We start from the raw sequence: 15,760 nt of genomic DNA, 5'->3' as shown, positions 1-15,760 counted from the left end.
CGCTAGGAGATAGCCGATAGATCAGGTGGTGTTGCACCTATTTTCCGCCGGTTGGGATACCGTGGAAGAAGCAGCAAGAATCGAGAGTAGAGGAGTTTTCCATGAGCTCAGTTGGCACCCCGGGCGAGGGGCAGTACTGGTACAACGTCTCGACCAAGACCGTGGAGAATGGCCCGCAGTCTGATTGGTCGCAGTTGCTTGGCCCATATGACACGGTTGCTGAAGCCGAAGCGGCAATGGCGAAAGTCCAGGCACGCAATGAGGCGTGGGACGACGCAGAAGAAGACGACGAGTAGAAGTCAAGGGCACCGAGCCAGGCCGGTGCGGCGAATGGCAAAGCGGTGAGCTGCCACGATGGATGACATCGAGGCAGCGCACCGCTTTGCGATATGGCGTGAGCCGGCTTCTATTCCTTGAACTCGTACTCTGCCGAGGGGAAGGTGCCGGAAACTACGTCCTGGTGGTACTCGCGCACCGCGTTGCCGACAACTTCACGCAGATCAGCGTACTTCTTCACGAAGCGCGGGGTGCGCCCTCCGCCAAGACCCAGCATGTCCTGCCAAACCAGGACCTGTCCGGTGGTGGAGTTGCCAGCGCCGATGCCGATGGTCGGCACCTTCAGCGCGGCATCGATTTTGGCAGCGACCGGGCTTGGCACCATTTCCATCAGGATGCAGAAAGCGCCTGCATCCTGCAATTGCACAGCGTCGTGCTTCATCTGCTCTACAGCGTCGCCACGGCCCTGCACGCGGTACCCGCCCAATGCATGCTCGGACTGCGGAGTGAATCCGATGTGCCCGATAACGGGAACTCCGGCAAGGACCATGGCGCGGACATGCTCGGCGTATTGCGCGGTGCCCTCCATCTTGACCGCGTGGGCATGGCCTTCCTTCATCAGGCGCACCGCAGTGGCAACGGCCTGGGCAGGGGACTGCTCGTAGCTGCCAAACGGGAGGTCGGCAACGACCATGGCGCGTTTGGCCCCGTTGGCGACAGCTTTGGTGAACATGATCATTTCGTCGAGGGTAATGGGCAGCGTGGACTCGTAGCCGAGTACGGTATTGGCAGCGGAGTCGCCAACCAGCAGCATCTCGATCCCGGCCGAATCGAAAATCTCTGCCATCATTACGTCATAAGCAGTTAACATCGCGAATTTTTCGCCATTGTCCTTGGCCTGCTGCAAATGATGAAGTCGGATACGGGACGGGCCTTTTTCAGGGTTCCCTAGGTATGGTTGTGGCATGAATCGACTTTATCGCACTTGCACAGGGCGATGCTGATCGTTGGGACGGTTCTGAACCGATATAGTGTTGCCACAGGTCAATTTTCTTACCGGTTGTGATCAGCGCCGGATATCAGAATCCCAAAGGTGGTGGAAAATGGATCGTCAGCAGGAATTTGTACTGCGCACCATTGAAGAACGCGACGTTCGATTTGTGCGAATGTGGTTTACTGACGTCGTTGGTTCGCTCAAGTCGGTGGCGTTGGCTCCTGCTGAAGTTGAAGATGCTTTCGAAGAAGGTCTGGGATTCGATGGTTCCTCCATTGATGGACTGTCCCGGATCTCCGAGTCTGACATGTTGCTTCAGCCAGATCCTGCCACCTTCCAGATCCTGCCGTGGCGCGGCGAAGTCGAACCGACCTCCCGCATGTTCTGCGACATCCTGACCCCTGAGGGCCAGCCGTCCAATGCAGATCCGCGCCAGGTGCTCAAGCGCCAGCTGGCCGAAGCATCGAATATGGGTTTCACTTGCTACACCCACCCGGAGATCGAATTCTATTTGCTGGAGAACGATCAGCTGGATGCCAATGGCCGTCCCCAGCCGATCGACAACGGTGGCTACTTCGACCACGTGCCAGATGGCGTTGGGCAGGACTTCCGCCGTGCTTCCGTGACCACGCTGGAAGCGCTGGGCATTTCGGTGGAGTTCTCCCACCACGAAACAGGTCCAGGCCAGAACGAAATCGATCTGCGCTACGCAGATGCCTTGCAGACCGCCGACAACATCATGACCTTCCGTACCGTCATCAAGGAGATGGCGATGCAAAAGGGCATCCACGCAACCTTCATGCCCAAGCCATTTGCCGACCATCCGGGCAGCGGCATGCATACCCACTTCTCCTTGTTCGAAGGTGACGCTAACGCGTTCTTCGAAGCTGGCCGCGAATACCAGCTCTCCGATGTGGCCCGGTCCTTCATCGCCGGCATCTTGCACCATGCGCCGGAAATGACCGCCATCACCAACCAGTACGTGAACTCGTACAAGCGGTTGTGGGGTGGAGGGGAGGCGCCGAGCCACCGTTCGTGGGGGCACAACAACCGCTCGGCACTGGTCCGCGTGCCGCTGTACAAGCCAGGCAAGGGACAGTCCGCCCGCGTGGAATACCGCGGTATCGACTCGGCAGCCAATCCGTACCTGGCCTACGCAGTATTGCTGGGCGCTGGGCTGAAGGGCATCCGCGAAGGCTACGAGCTGGAAGAGCCAACCGAGGATGATGTCTGGAGCCTGTCCACGGCAGAACGCCGCGCCTCGGGCCACGTTCCGCTGCCTGGCAGCCTGCACGACGCATTGCGCGCCATGGAAGAGTCGGAACTGATGGCCGAGATCCTCGGCGAGCAGGTATTCAACTCGTTCCTGTCGAACAAGCGCACCGAATGGGAAGAATACCGCCAGGTCATTACCCCATACGAACTGAACAAGTATTTGGGAATCCTCTAGAGACTTCGCCGCGTGAAGCTGCGCGGCGAAATGCGGGAGAACACGAGACACCATGCCGGAAGTACCCTCGCGAGCATTGCTCAACGCTGGCTTCAGCGACATCGAAAGGGCCAAGAAATTCCTTCAGGCCGAGGAACTGTCCCGGATTGATCCCAGCCTGATCGTGAGCAAGATGGCGCATGCGCCAGATCCGGACCAGGCACTGCTGCTGGCCCTGCGGTTGGTAGATCGGCACCCGGAAGTCATCGATATCTTCCTGGAGCCCGATAGCTGCCAAGGGCTCGTCAGGCTTCTGGGCAGCTCTTCTGCGCTCGGGGAGTTCCTCATGCGTTGTCCCGAGGCGCTGGAGATCGTCCGCCACGCCCCACCCGGTGAATTCGTCCCCGTGCCCGCGGAACAGCTGGTCGAGGACTTGCTGGCATCGATCGAGGCCAAGCAATCAGACGGCGGGCACTGGGTCTCTTCCTGCACCGGTGCTGAAGCGCGTCAGCGCTTGCGCACCGCCTACCGCAAGGCATTGCTCTCGCTGGCCCACCGGGACTTGGGTTCCACCCAGCCTCAACGCATTCTGCCCCTGGTCGCCGCCGAACTGGCCGACATGGCTGGTGCCGCGTTGGAGGGGGCATTGGCCATTGCCCGGGCCGAAGCCGCCGAACAATATGATGCTGGCGACGTTGATCGGGTTAAGATCACCATCATTGGCATGGGCAAGTGCGGTGCACGTGAACTGAACTATATTTCGGACGTCGATGTCATTTACGTCCACGATTCCACGCTGGGAATCGATGACGATCTGGCGGCCGCGATCGCGACGGTGATCTGCGGGAACACGGCACGTGCACTGATGGTCTCTGGCCCTGAGCCGATGCTCTGGGAAGTGGATGCGAATCTTCGCCCCGAGGGCAAGGACGGGGCCTTGACCCGTACGCTCTCATCCCATGAAGCGTATTACCGCCGGTGGGCCCATTCATGGGAATTCCAAGCCCTGCTCAAGGCCCGCGCGATTGCCGGCGACAAGGAACTGGGACGCTCTTATGAGCGGATGGTTTCGCCAATGGTGTGGTCCAGTTCCGAGCGTGAGGGCTTCGTTGAATCCGTCCAGGCCATGCGCCGACGCGTCAGCGACAACATCGACAAGCAAGATGTTGCGTGGCAAATCAAGCTGGGCCCCGGTGGGCTGCGCGATGTCGAATTCACCGTCCAGCTGCTCCAACTCGTCCATGGTCGAGTCGACCCCGCCATCCAGGTGCCAACCACCACCCTGGCCATCCAAGCGATGAGCGATATCGGCTACATCGGCCGTGATGATGCGACGAATTTCGATGACTCATACCGTTTCCTGCGCTTGCTGGAGCACCGGATACAGCTCAGCCAATTGCGCCGTACCCACTTGATGCCCCGGGCAGAAAGCGCCCAGCGCGTGCTTGCACGATCGATCCGTGGTGCCGGAGACCTGCAGCTCAGCAGCCCGGAGAAGCTGATGCGCCGCTGGAATGAAACCAAGCGCATGGTGCGTTCGCTGCACGAGCGTATTTTCTACCGTCCGCTCCTGGTCAGTAGTTCCAACCTCTCGGCCGATGACGTCAAGCTCACCGCCGAATCGGCGCAAGCCCGCTTGCGCGCCCTGGGCTATCTCGACCCGAAGGCGGCGATGCGGCACATTGAAGCCCTGACCGGTGGGGTCTCGCGCAGTGCGTCATTGCAACGGCAATTGCTGCCGGTACTCCTGGACTGGTTTGCCCGCGGGGTTGACCCGGATGCTGGATTGCTGGGCTTCCGCCGGCTCAGCGAAGCACTGGGCAAGTCCCATTGGTTCCTCGGCATGCTGCGCGATACCAACGCTGCCGCTGAACGGCTGAGCCACTTGCTCTCCAATACGCGCTTCCTGACCGACCTGCTGGCCAACGAGCCGGCGGCGGCCGCTTGGCTGGGCTCCGACGCCTCCTTGACGCCGCAGACATTCGAGAACCTGCTGCAGCAGAACACCTCGATCATCCATCGCACGAAGCAGCCAGAAGCTGCCATCCGCATGATCCGCATGGTGCGCCGCCGCGAATTCTTGCGTGTCGCGCTTGCCGACGGCGCTGGCCTGCTGACCGTTGAGGAAGTTGGCGTAGCACTCTCGAACATCGACGCCGCCATGGTTGACGGGGTGCTGAAGGTCCTCTTGGCTGCTGACCAGGCCAAGCACGGGGAACATGCTGTCGTTTCGGTCATTGCCATGGGCCGCCAAGGCGGTCGGGAAATCGGTTACGGCTCTGATGCGGACGTCCTGTTCGTGCAGCGCCCGGTTCCTGGCGCCACGGCCCAAGCTGCTCAAGAACAAGCGCTTCGGGTAGTTACCGACCTGGTGTCGTGGACCGCCAAACCGTTGAAACCGGCCATTCCAGCTGAAGTGAAATTGAAAGTGGATTCGGATCTGCGCCCCGAGGGCCGCCAGGGAATGCTGGTCCGTTCTCTCGACGCCTACGCCACCTATTACCAGCGATGGGTGGAAATCTGGGAACGCCAGGCGTTGCAGCGTGCACGCCCGTTTGCCGGCGATGACCAGTTGGCTGAAGATTTCATGGAATTGATTAGGCCGGTGCGCTACGGCAAGGGACTGGACGAGTCGGAGATCCGGGATATTCGCAAGATCAAGGCCCGCGTTGAATCCGAACGGCTCCCGCGAGGTGCCGACCCCAACCGCCACCTGAAACTGGGACGAGGCTCGCTCTCGGACATTGAATGGCTGGTGCAGTTCTACCAGTTGCAATACGCCTGGAAGCACGAATCCCTGCGCACCACCTCGACGCTCCAGGCGTTGGAAGAGCTGGCGAAATTGGAGCTCATTGCGCAAGACGATAGCGAACTGCTGGCGATTGCTTGGCGGCTGGCTACGCAGATTCGCAGTGCTGAAATCATCACGTCCGGACGTTCCAGCGATGTCTTGCCGAGTTCGGCGCGCGATATGGAAGCCGTGGCTCGGTGGTGCGGCTATGAGCCGCACTTTGGCGTGGAACTCGAAGAAGACTACTTGCGTGCAACCCGGCACGCGCGTGGCATCTTTGAACTGCTGTTCTACGGCTTTGAGGACTAGGAACCGCGGTGGCCGTTGAAACGCTGCTGGAACGTTCCTGGAGCCCGCTGGCTGCTTCATCCAGGCCATGGCAACGCCGCGTGCTGCTGGGCGGGGGAGCAGCCCTGTGGAACGATGCGTGCGTTGCTTTGCTCCGTTGGGAAGTCAAGACACGCAGCGGGTTCAGCCTCCAGCCGCAGTTGCCGGTCGCCGTGGGCCAGCAACCCTTGATCACCATCGGTGTCGGACCGTTGCGCATCCATGAACCTGTGGAGGTAGTTGACGTCATTGCGGAAAGTGATTGGGTAGGGTTTTCCTACCGGACGCTGCCGGGGCATCCGGTTCAGGGTGTGGAAGCTTTCATTCTTGAACGCGCGGACGAGCAAGTTTTCCTGCTGATCAGGTCGGTCACGGAACCTTCTGATGTGCCTGCTTGGCGTCGAGTCTTCAAGGTGCTGCTCCTGGCGCAGTGGGTGACACGTCAGCGTTACCTTCGTGCGCTGAAACCTTAGTCCGCAACCGGCAATTTCCTGCGCTTCCCGCCGGAACAGGATGCGGGGGACTAGGGTGGGGATTGTAATCTCTACGCGAATAATGAGTGCAGGGGAGCTTCGAAAATGCTGGACCCAAAGATGCTGCAGGCTGCCATTAATCAGTCCTTGCTGGCCCTGGAATCCAATGACAGCGGACCATTTGGCGCGGTGGTAGTCCTTGACGGAAAAGTCGTTTCCGCTGGCTACAACTCGGTGGTGGGTAGCCAGGATCCAACGGCGCACGCCGAAATCAATGCCATCCGCGCAGCGGGACAAGCACTGGGAACCTTCGATCTGTCGCAATGCGAGCTCTACACCAGCTGCGAGCCATGTCCCATGTGCCTGGGTGCCATCTATTGGTCCCGCTTCGAGCATGTCTACTACGCGAATACGCGCGAGGAAGCCGCGAAGATCGGCTTCGATGATGATTTCATTTACAAGGAGCTTGAGCTTCCCATGAGCGAGCGGAAAATTCCGTTTACCAAGGTTGAAGATTCCGGTGCGCTCAGGGCATTTGAGCTTTGGGAAGCAAAGAGCGACAAGCAGGAATACTAGTACTTGTTATCGGGGCGGCACTTGCCCTGAGCGCGATGGCCGCCAATGTGCGGGTCCGCACTGATGCTTAAACAGAAGGAGTCCGCACAAGTGCTAGAACATAGTTCTTGCGCTTTGTGCGGACTCCTCTGCAAACTACACGGGGCGATGCCCCGTCAGCTGATTAGCAACCGTAGTAGAGCTCGAACTCGTATGGGTTCGGGCGCAGGCTCAATGGCTTGATTTCGTTTTCACGCTTGTACTCAACCCAAGTCTGGATCAGGTCTTCGGTGAAGACGCCGCCTTCGAGCAGGAACTCGTGATCAGCTTCCAGGGCCTTGAGCGCCTCTTCGAGGCTTTCAGGTGCGCGCTGGATTTCCTTGGCCTCTTCGGCAGGAAGCTCGTAGAGGTCCTTGTCGATTGGCTCTGCAGGTTCAATGCGGTTCTTGATGCCGTCCAGGCCAGCCATCAGCTGGGCTGCGAACGCCAGGTATGGGTTCGAGGAAGCATCCGGAGCGCGGAACTCGATGCGCTTCGCCTTAGGGTTCGAACCGGTGATAGGGATACGGATACCGGCAGAGCGGTTGCCCTGCGAGTAAACCATGTTCACTGGAGCTTCGTAGCCCTTGACCAGGCGGCGGTAGGAGTTCACGGTTGGGTTGGTGAACGCGAGCACGGCGTCTGCGTGCTTCAGCAGGCCGCCGATGTACCAGCGTGCGGTATCGGACAGGCCAGCGTAGCCCTTTTCGTCGTAGAACAGCGGTTCGCCGTTGGACCACAGCGACTGGTGCACGTGCATGCCCGAGCCGTTGTCGCCGAAGACTGGCTTTGGCATGAAGGTTGCGGACTTGCCCCACGCGTCAGCGACGTTCTTCACGATGTACTTGAAGAGCATCAGTTCATCAGCGGAGTGGACCATGGTGTTGAACTTGTAGTTGATTTCTGCCTGGCCGGCAGCGCCCACCTCGTGGTGGCTGCGCTCAACCTCAAGGCCAGCCTTGTCCAGCTCGACGCAGATCGCGTCGCGCAGGTCAGCCTGCTTGTCAGTCGGTGCAACTGGGAAGTAGCCGCCCTTGTACGGGGTCTTGTAACCCTGGTTGCCGCCTTCTTCCTTGCGGCCGGTGTTCCAAGGTGCCTCGTCGGAATCGATCGAGTAGAACGCGCCCTGTGGCTTGGATTCGTAGCGAACGTCTTCGAAGATGAAGAATTCTGCTTCTGGGGCGAAGAACGCGGTGTCAGCGATACCGGTCGATTCCAGGTAAGCCTCGGCGCGTTCGGCAACGCCACGTGGGTCGCGGTGGTAAGGCTCACCGGTGCGTGGGTTGATGATCGAGAAGTTGAAGGCTAGGGTCTTTTCCAGGCGGAAGGGATCGATGAAGCCGGTGGTGACGTCCGGGATCAGCTGCATGTCGGAATCAGAGATGCCGGCGAAGCCGCGGATGGAAGAACCATCGAAGAGCTGGCCGTTGACGAAGAAGTCGGCATCCACGGACTTGGCAGGCACGTTGAAGTGCTGCTGTACACCTGGTAGGTCGGTGAAACGGATATCGACGAACTTGATGTCCTCTTCGGCAATATATGCCAAGACTTCTTCTGGACTGGTAAACATGTGCAGGTGACTCCCTGGTGAGATATAAGGTTTGGTAAACGGAACCGGTAGCCGGAATGATCCGGCTGGTCCTCTTGCTTACGTATCAAGCTTACCTATAATCCATTTCTGAATGGTGTCTCTATTGTTTCCAACCTGTTACAAGCGGAGAATCCGGGCGTGTCGTATCGCGCTGATCTGCGCTGATTGCCTGCTGTAACAATCTGACTTGCATACTTGCTACCTGGTTATCGCGTTCTAACTGGCGCACAGAATCGCTGGATAGACTGTATTGGTGGAAAGAAAAGACTTCAGCTCGTGGCTTGAAGGGCCGCCGCAGCATAATACGCAACAATGGCCCGGGCAGGATATGGGGCGCCCCGAGAAGGGCCCCGGCTCAATTGCCAGATTCCCGCGACGGGTCGGTGCACTGCTCCTGGACTGGGGGCTCTCGATGCTGCTGAGCTGGTGGCTGTTTGACAGCCACGATCTGGCAACATTGAGCCTGTTCTGCGCCGGGCAGATCATCGGTGTCGGATTCACCGGGCACACGATTGGGCACCGTACCTTTGGAATGCAGGTGCAGTCGCTGGATGGAACCGCAATCAAGCCGTTGCAAGGCCTGATTCGTTCCTTGCTGCTTTGCCTGGCTATTCCGGCCTTCGTCACCGACAAGGACCAGCGTGGACTGCATGATCGTTTGCCCAAGACCATCCTGGTGAATATCTCCTAGCAATAGATCCGGACAGCAAGAAAGAAGCCGCAACTAGAAATTCCAGTTGCGGCTTCTTTAGTAGTTGTCTTTAGCGTCCGCGCGTAGCGCGGCGGTTTGGACGGACGCGGTTCGGGTCTACGCCCTTGGGGATAGGCAGACGATTCGCGGTCAACGTGCTCAAGCGCTTGTCGATTGCGCTGACTTCCAGCTTCGTAATCGACTTTGGAAGCTTCTTCATTGCCTTGCCGACTTCAGCCAACGGAGTCTGGCCTTCTTCGGAACCAGCGTTGATGATGTGCACGGGAACGTTCGGCAGAACGCGGGCGATGCGCTTGCGCTCGGAAGAGGCAAGCTCACGAACCCGGCTCTTTGGTCCCTCAGTGACCAGGACGATGCCCGGGCGACCGATACCGAGGAACACCAGATCCTGGTGGCGGTTGTAGGCAACTGGTTCCTGCTTCAGGATCCAGCCGCGACGCAGCACGCTCATGGCGGCGCCGGCAGCGCCAGGGCGGCCCTCAAGCTGCGAGAACGCAGCTTTCTCTGCGCGGCGGGACATCACGAACATTGCAGCAAGGAGCGCCAGCGGGATTGCGATGATCAACATCGTGATCCAGTTTTTGATCAAGAAGCCGATGACCAAGCAGACAGCAATGACGGCCAAGGCTGCCAATGCCATCCACCACACGACCATCGGGTCATTGCGGCGAGTCATCTGGAAGACCTGGCCAATTTGCTTCAGGCGGCCCGGTTCTTTGTTCTTCTTCTCAGCTTTTGGTTTACGCGAAAACAAGCCACGCTTAGGCGCGGCTGCGTCGTTGTCGGAGTTTTTGGCCATAGTGCCTTAATTCTACGCGATGAAGTTGATAGTTCTAAGCCGAGCCGGATCGAACACGGCATTTTCAGGTGAATTGCCCATGGACGGGCAGTGGGAAAGCCCCGGAACCCTCGATGGATTCCATCAGGAGTTCCGGGGCCTTAGCCGTGGGGTCCACTGGACCGAGCTACTTGATCAGCGAAGCTGCTTCCTGGCGCGTGTTGCCCGAGGACTCGATATGTGCCAATGCCTCTGGGATTTCGCGGCCCTTCTTGCGCATGGCGCCGGCCCATAGGCGGCCAGCGCGGTAGGAAGAACGGACCAGCGGCCCAGCCATGACTCCGGCAAAGCCGAGTTCTTCGGCTTCTTGCTGAAGCTCCAGGAACTCCTGCGGGGTGACCCAGCGGTCGACTGGCAGATGCAGGTCGGTTGGGCGCAGGTACTGGGTCAAAGTCAGCAGATCGCAGCCTGCCTCATGGAGATCACGCATGGCCTCGGAAATTTCTTCTCGAGTTTCGCCCATACCCAGAATCAGGTTGGACTTGGTGATCAAGCCACGCTTGCGGCCATGGGTGATCACATCCATGGAACGCTCGTAACGGAAAGCCGGGCGGATGCGCTTGAACAGGCGAGGCACAGTCTCTACGTTGTGGGCGTAGACTTCTGGCTCCGAATCGCAGATGGTATCCAGGTTCTCCGGCTTGCCGCTGAAATCGGGGATCAGCAGCTCTACGCCGGTGCTTGGATTCATCTTGTGGATCTGCCGCACAGTCTCGGCATACAGCCAGGTGCCCTCGTCTTCGAGGTCATCACGGGCGACGCCGGTTACGGTGGCGTAGCGCAGATCCATCTTCTTCACGCTCATGGCGACCTTGAATGGCTCTGAGCGGTCAATTGCCAAGGGCTTGCCGGTGGCGATCTGGCAGAAGTCGCAACGGCGGGTGCACTCTGAACCGCCGATCAGGAAGGAAGCCTCGCGGTCTTCCCAGCACTCGAAGATGTTCGGGCAGCCTGCTTCTTCGCAGACCGTATGCAAGCCTTCGCTCTGTACGAGATTTTTCAGGCCAACGTATTCAGGGCCAATGCTCAACTTGGCCTTGATCCATTCTGGCTTACGCTCCACAGGTACGGCAGCGTTGCGCTTTTCTACGCGCAGCATACGGCGGCCTTCTGGTTCGACGCTCATTAAACAGCTCTTTCTTTGGTGAGGGCGTGACTGTCTAGACGACTTGAGGGGTGAGCAGACGCTCTATTTCGGTTTGTATGCGGTCAACGACGTCTTCGGGGGTGACGGTACGGCCGAGTTCTTCGGAAATGGTGGTGACACCTGCATCGGAGATGCCGCAGGGGATGATCTGTTCGTAGGCGGAAAGCGCGTTCGAGCAGTTCAATGCGAAACCGTGCATGGTGACACCGTGGTTGATGCGGATTCCAATGGCTGCGATTTTGCGGTCCTGAGCGCCATCTTTGCCCGGTACCCAGACCCCGGAGCGGCCCTTGATCTGGGCCGTCGGAATGCCTAGCTCGCTGACCACGTTAATCAGGGCTTCTTCCAAGGTCTCCACGTAAAGTCGGATTGCGCTGATCTTGCGTAGCTTGACGATGGGGTAGCCAATGAGCTGTCCCGGGCCATGCCAGGTCAACTTTCCACCGCGATCCACATCCACCACGGGGGTCCCGTCCATCGGGAGATCTTCAGGTTCAGTTCGCTTGCCTGCGGTGTAAACCGCTTCGTGCTCCAGGAACAGGACTTTTGGGGTTTGCGTGTCCGCGGCTACCGCATCATGCAGTTGGATTTGGTAATCCCAAGCTTCCATGTAGGGCACAAATTTTGAGCCTAGTCCGACTCGTTCGAATTCGATCGCCATGACGGCTAGCCTACGCTCTTGAACGATCGGTCGCTAATTCAGAGCCGTCGAACCCATCTGTGGATATCCAGCTTGCAATTTACGATTCTGGGTTACAACGGAGTCATGGATGATTCTACGAATGTTCTAGCGTGGCCAACAAGCCCCGGGCATGTCACGGTAAGGCCGCTAAGTTCCAAGTCACCGTGTAAAGTTTGGCTGATCCGGAGGGAAAGCGACCAGTTGTACCTCACGCTAAAACTTAGCCTGACTATGGAAAACATCATTTCGCTTCGCCAAGAGCAGGTAACGCAGTCAAGGAAATATGTCGTTGATTTCTACGGAACCCTGTCGACACAATTGGGCGAGGGGCTGGTTATGGAATATTGCCCCGGTGGCAGCGTGGCTGATCTTGTGGCAAGTCGAAGCGCCTTTGGCCTGGGGGAGTGCGTGACCGCGCTGGCACCCATCGCGCAGACGCTTTCGGTGATGCATGCGCAGAGCCAACGCCATGGAGACTTATCGCCGGCCAATATATTGCTCACTGCCAAGGGAATGCCGAAGATCATTGACTTCCAGGAATCAGCTTCAGCACGGCAGGCGCTCACCGGCTCCGGTACGCCAGGATTCATGGCCCCTGAAATGCAGGCCGGGGTACGGGAAAGCCAAGTTGGAGAGCAGGACGTGTTTTCGCTGGGCGCCTGCTTGTGGTTTCTCCTATCCGGACGGATTCCCGAAGAGGAACTGATGCGTCCACCGGCAAGCGTGATGTTCCCCGGAATCCCTTCGATCATTCATGAACTGTTGATCGATTCGCTGAATCCAGATCCGCAAGCACGACCGACCGCAGATCAGTTTGCTCGAACGTTGTTCGCAAGCTGTCCGGCAGAGCCCATCAGCTGGGAAGGGCATGTAGCTCCAGAAGCTACTCATCTGATGGAGACCATCCATCCATCCGCGGAACAGAATGCTGCGCACAAGCGCTTCAAGCGCCAGGCCGATACCGCAAGCAGGCAGCGAAGCCCCAGCCGCGATGACTCCTGGCATAGCCATCGATTGCGCCGGACCCCCGGGGCCATGAAATTGGCCGGTGCCGCAGCACTGGGCTCGTTGGTTATTATCGGGAGCCTCGTGGGCGTCAATCATTTCCGTGCGGCTGTGGCCACCGAAACGACTGCGGCTACGGCAGTACCGTCAGCAGAGCAAAGCTGCAGAATTGAAGACGGGGCGCACGTTCCAGCTTGTGCCTTGAATCGGGACACCGTGATCTCTGCATTCCTCGCGCTTTCAAGAGAGCGCGATGAAGCGATGGGGCAGCTGGCGGGGGAGAAGCTCAAGGGGCTCTACACTTCAGGAGCGGAGCAGCTGCAACGAGATCTCGAAACAATCGATCAGCTTCGGAAAATGGGTTTGGAATTTGCGGGATTGCGCACGAGACTCACGGACGTCACGGTATCGGCGCGTGGGCAGGGGGACTCTGTCATTCTTGCTGCCACTTCTACCCAAGAGGAATACCGCTACGTGGATGCCCGCGGAGCCACGGTTCACGCCGTCCAGGCCGCGCAGCCGCAACGCATCGAAGTGGAACTAGTGCTGGAAGACGAGCGCTGGAAAATTGGCAAGGTATTGCGCCGTTAAAAGCGAAACGGCGGGAGGTGCAACCACAGCTTGCTCCAAGCTGATGGTTGCGGCTCCCGCCCTCAATGCTAATGCTGATTAGTTCCAGAGGACCGCGATGGCGATGTTGATCAAGGCCATGCCACCCACGGCGTGAGCGATCCCCGTAGGAACTTCCTCGCCGTTCTTCATCTTCTTCCGGCCAAGGAACGCTGCCACCAAGATAATGATTGCAATCAGCGACTTGATTCCAATCTTCATGTGGTTTGGCGAACCGTCGCCAGCCTCGAGAATACCGACCATGGCCAGACCCGTTACGACCTGAACGATAGCGCCATACCACTGCCATACGGAGACGGTTGGAGTCTTGAAATTAGCAAGCCAGCCGCCGAAGATAGCTGCTGCACCCAAGATATGCACGAAAATCAGGATTGAAAGAAGAATAGTCATGATACTAGCCTAATCTATTTTCGACTGATCGTAGAAAACGCAGAATCGCCCCTGTCGAATCAACGACAGGGGCGATTATCTACCTAGGCTGCGAAAGCGAAAGCTGGATCTTTACAGTCCCAGTTCGCCTTCGAAAGCGCCGCCTTCAAGGCGAGCCTTGACGGTCTGCAGGAAGCGGCCTGCATCGGCACCGTCTACCAGACGGTGATCGTAGGTCAGGCACAGGTACATCATGTGGCGGATGGCAATCGAATCGTTGCCCTCTGCGTCGGTAACGACCATTGGACGCTTCACGATCGCACCGGTGCCCAGGATGGCTACCTGTGGCTGGTTGATGATCGGGGTGTCGAACAGTGCGCCAACCGAACCGATGTTGGTGATCGAGAAGGTGCCACCGGAGAGCTCATCCGGACCGATCTTGTTGCTGCGGGTGCGTGCAGCAACATCAGCGATACGCGAAGCCAAGCCAGCCAGGTTCAGATCGCCAGCGTTCGATACAACAGGAACCAGCAGGCCCTTGTCGGTGTCGACTGCGAATGCCAAGTGCTCGGCATTGTGGTAGGTGATCTTCTGGGTCTCTTCGTTGTACTCGGCGTTCAACTTAGGGTGTGCCTTCAGGCCCTCGGCAACAGCCTTGGCGATGAATGGCAAGTAAGTGAGGTTCACGCCGTTGGTGGCCTTGAAGTTGGCCTTTGCCGAAGCACGCAGCTTCACGATGCGGGTCATATCGATCTCGTGGACCTGGGTCAGCTGAGTCGATACGTCCAGGGATTCGCGCATGCGGCGAGCGATGACCTGGCGGATACGTGGAGCCTTCTCCTCGGTGCCGCGCAGCGAGGAAACCTCAACTGCAGGAGCAGCTGGCTTCGCGGCGGCAGGGGCAGGGGCGGCAGCTGGTGCAGCGGCTGGTGCAGCAGCTTCCTGGGCGGCAACAGCGTCCAGGACATCCTGCTTGCGGATGCGACCGCCAACGCCGGTACCCTTCACCGAAGCAATGTCGATGCTGTGCTGGTTAGCCAAGCGGCGGACCAGTGGGGTGACGTAGCCGGACTCATTGGTTGCCTCAGCAGCCGGTGCCTCTTCCTTTGCAGGAGCGGGAGCAGCCGGAGCGGCAGGTGCTTCTTCCTTAGCGGGAGCCGGAGCGGCCGGAGCCTCTTCCTTTGCAGGAGCCGGAGCAGCAGCTGGTGCTTCTTCCTTGGCTGGGGCGGCAGCTGGAGCAGCGCCAGCTGCACCGATAACAGCCAGAACAGCGCCAACTTCAGCGGTCTCATCTTCTGGAACGCGAATTTCCAGCAGAGTACCTGCAACGGGGGAAGGAACTTCGGTGTCAACCTTGTCGGTGGAAACCTCAAGCAGTGGCTCGTCGACGGAGACTTCCTCGCCAACTTCCTTCAGCCAGCGGGTGACGGTACCTTCGGTAACCGACTCGCCCAGAGCTGGAAGGGTCACTTCGGTGCCTGAAGCAGCGCCGGCGGCTGGTGCAGCTGCTGGAGCTTCTTCGGCTGCAGGTGCTGCTGGTGCTTCTTCAGCGGCTGGTTCGGCAGGTGCTTCTTCAGCGGCCGGAGCTGCTGGTGCAGCTTCGCCAGCGCCGGAGCCATCGCCAATGCGAACCAGTGGGGCGCCAACTTCAGCGTCCTCGTCTTCGGCTACGAAGATTTCCTCGATGATGCCGGCAACCGGCGAAGGAACTTCAGTGTCAACCTTGTCGGTGGAAACTTCCACCAACGGCTCGTCTACCTCTACACGGTCGCCGACCTGCTTCAGCCAGCGGGTTACCGTACCTTCGGTAACGCTTTCACCCAGTGCGGGTAGGTTTACGGTTTCAGACATCGTCCCGTATCTCCTTGTTTTATAAAGCTTGAAAAGTGGTGAGAGGCGTTG

The 15,760-nt window shown here is 58.8% G+C and carries 14 protein-coding genes; 7 read left to right on the top strand and 7 right to left on the bottom strand.

Annotated elements, in window-relative coordinates; all coding sequences use genetic code 11:
- The first annotated feature begins 101 nt into the window (after positions 1 to 101).
- Entirely contained in the window at positions 102 to 296 is a 195-nt protein-coding gene (locus ACIP6G_RS01365; protein WP_105656786.1) for a hypothetical protein, read from the top strand.
- 110 nt (positions 297 to 406) lie between these two features.
- Here the strand turns inward: ACIP6G_RS01365 and panB are convergent, their stop codons facing one another.
- Complete coding sequence (gene panB, locus ACIP6G_RS01360) at positions 407 to 1,243, bottom strand: 3-methyl-2-oxobutanoate hydroxymethyltransferase (protein WP_133834276.1); 837 nt, start codon at positions 1,241 to 1,243, stop codon at positions 407 to 409.
- Positions 1,244 to 1,379: 136 nt separating this feature from the next.
- Here panB and glnA (ACIP6G_RS01355) point away from each other — a divergent pair, with 136 nt between their 5' ends.
- The 4 genes from glnA (ACIP6G_RS01355) to ACIP6G_RS01340 all read left to right on the top strand — a co-directional run bounded on the left by glnA (ACIP6G_RS01355) (position 1,380) and on the right by ACIP6G_RS01340 (position 6,866).
- Positions 1,380 to 2,720 (top strand): type I glutamate--ammonia ligase, encoded by a 1,341-nt coding sequence (gene glnA / locus ACIP6G_RS01355; RefSeq protein ID WP_105656784.1) that lies wholly within the window; start codon positions 1,380 to 1,382, stop codon positions 2,718 to 2,720.
- Between the two features lie 52 nt (positions 2,721 to 2,772).
- Complete coding sequence (locus ACIP6G_RS01350) at positions 2,773 to 5,799, top strand: bifunctional [glutamine synthetase] adenylyltransferase/[glutamine synthetase]-adenylyl-L-tyrosine phosphorylase (protein WP_400288261.1); 3,027 nt, start codon at positions 2,773 to 2,775, stop codon at positions 5,797 to 5,799.
- A gap of 8 nt (positions 5,800 to 5,807) precedes the next feature.
- Positions 5,808 to 6,290, top strand: a complete 483-nt coding sequence (locus tag ACIP6G_RS01345; protein ID WP_400288259.1) for a DUF1990 family protein — start codon at positions 5,808 to 5,810, stop codon at positions 6,288 to 6,290.
- A 105-nt stretch (positions 6,291 to 6,395) separates the two neighbouring features.
- Positions 6,396 to 6,866 carry a nucleoside deaminase gene (locus tag ACIP6G_RS01340; protein WP_400288258.1) on the top strand — a complete coding sequence of 157 codons (471 nt, stop codon included), beginning with the start codon at positions 6,396 to 6,398 and terminating at the stop codon, positions 6,864 to 6,866.
- Positions 6,867 to 7,029: 163 nt separating this feature from the next.
- Here the strand turns inward: ACIP6G_RS01340 and glnA (ACIP6G_RS01335) are convergent, their stop codons facing one another.
- Positions 7,030 to 8,454: a type I glutamate--ammonia ligase gene (glnA, locus tag ACIP6G_RS01335; protein ID WP_400288257.1), complete on the bottom strand. Its 1,425-nt coding sequence runs from the start codon at positions 8,452 to 8,454 to the stop codon at positions 7,030 to 7,032.
- Between the two features lie 274 nt (positions 8,455 to 8,728).
- Here glnA (ACIP6G_RS01335) and ACIP6G_RS01330 point away from each other — a divergent pair, with 274 nt between their 5' ends.
- Positions 8,729 to 9,166 carry an RDD family protein gene (locus ACIP6G_RS01330; RefSeq protein WP_400288256.1) on the top strand — a complete coding sequence of 146 codons (438 nt, stop codon included), beginning with the start codon at positions 8,729 to 8,731 and terminating at the stop codon, positions 9,164 to 9,166.
- Positions 9,167 to 9,236: 70 nt separating this feature from the next.
- Here ACIP6G_RS01330 and ACIP6G_RS01325 read toward each other — a convergent pair whose 3' ends face one another.
- The 3 genes from ACIP6G_RS01325 to lipB form a co-directional block, all read right to left on the bottom strand.
- Entirely contained in the window at positions 9,237 to 9,986 is a 750-nt protein-coding gene (locus ACIP6G_RS01325) for a DUF4191 domain-containing protein (RefSeq protein WP_105656779.1), read from the bottom strand.
- 166 nt (positions 9,987 to 10,152) lie between these two features.
- The gene (gene lipA / locus ACIP6G_RS01320) at positions 10,153 to 11,151 is read right to left on the bottom strand and encodes a lipoyl synthase (RefSeq protein WP_105656778.1); all 999 of its coding nucleotides are present in this window, start codon (positions 11,149 to 11,151) and stop codon (positions 10,153 to 10,155) included.
- A 34-nt stretch (positions 11,152 to 11,185) separates the two neighbouring features.
- Entirely contained in the window at positions 11,186 to 11,860 is a 675-nt protein-coding gene (lipB, locus tag ACIP6G_RS01315; RefSeq protein ID WP_400288750.1) for a lipoyl(octanoyl) transferase LipB, read from the bottom strand.
- On the opposite strand from lipB, the gene ACIP6G_RS01310 reads away from it, so the two are divergent.
- Complete coding sequence (locus ACIP6G_RS01310; RefSeq protein WP_400288253.1) at positions 11,852 to 13,450, top strand: serine/threonine-protein kinase; 1,599 nt, start codon at positions 11,852 to 11,854, stop codon at positions 13,448 to 13,450. The genes lipB and ACIP6G_RS01310 overlap by 9 nt on opposite strands.
- Before the next feature lie 78 nt (positions 13,451 to 13,528).
- On the opposite strand, the gene ACIP6G_RS01305 is transcribed toward ACIP6G_RS01310, so the two are convergent.
- Both ACIP6G_RS01305 and sucB read right to left on the bottom strand, forming a co-directional pair.
- Positions 13,529 to 13,879: a hypothetical protein gene (locus tag ACIP6G_RS01305; protein ID WP_105656775.1), complete on the bottom strand. Its 351-nt coding sequence runs from the start codon at positions 13,877 to 13,879 to the stop codon at positions 13,529 to 13,531.
- A gap of 111 nt (positions 13,880 to 13,990) precedes the next feature.
- Positions 13,991 to 15,709 carry a 2-oxoglutarate dehydrogenase, E2 component, dihydrolipoamide succinyltransferase gene (gene sucB, locus ACIP6G_RS01300; RefSeq protein ID WP_400288251.1) on the bottom strand — a complete coding sequence of 573 codons (1,719 nt, stop codon included), beginning with the start codon at positions 15,707 to 15,709 and terminating at the stop codon, positions 13,991 to 13,993.
- Positions 15,710 to 15,760 lie beyond the last annotated feature (51 nt).

It is taken from the genome of Glutamicibacter sp. NPDC088483 (genome assembly GCF_044753145.1).
Lineage (GTDB): Bacteria > Actinomycetota > Actinomycetes > Actinomycetales > Micrococcaceae > Glutamicibacter.
Note: the sequence above shows the minus strand (reverse complement) of the source record. Positions and strands in the feature narration are given on the sequence as shown.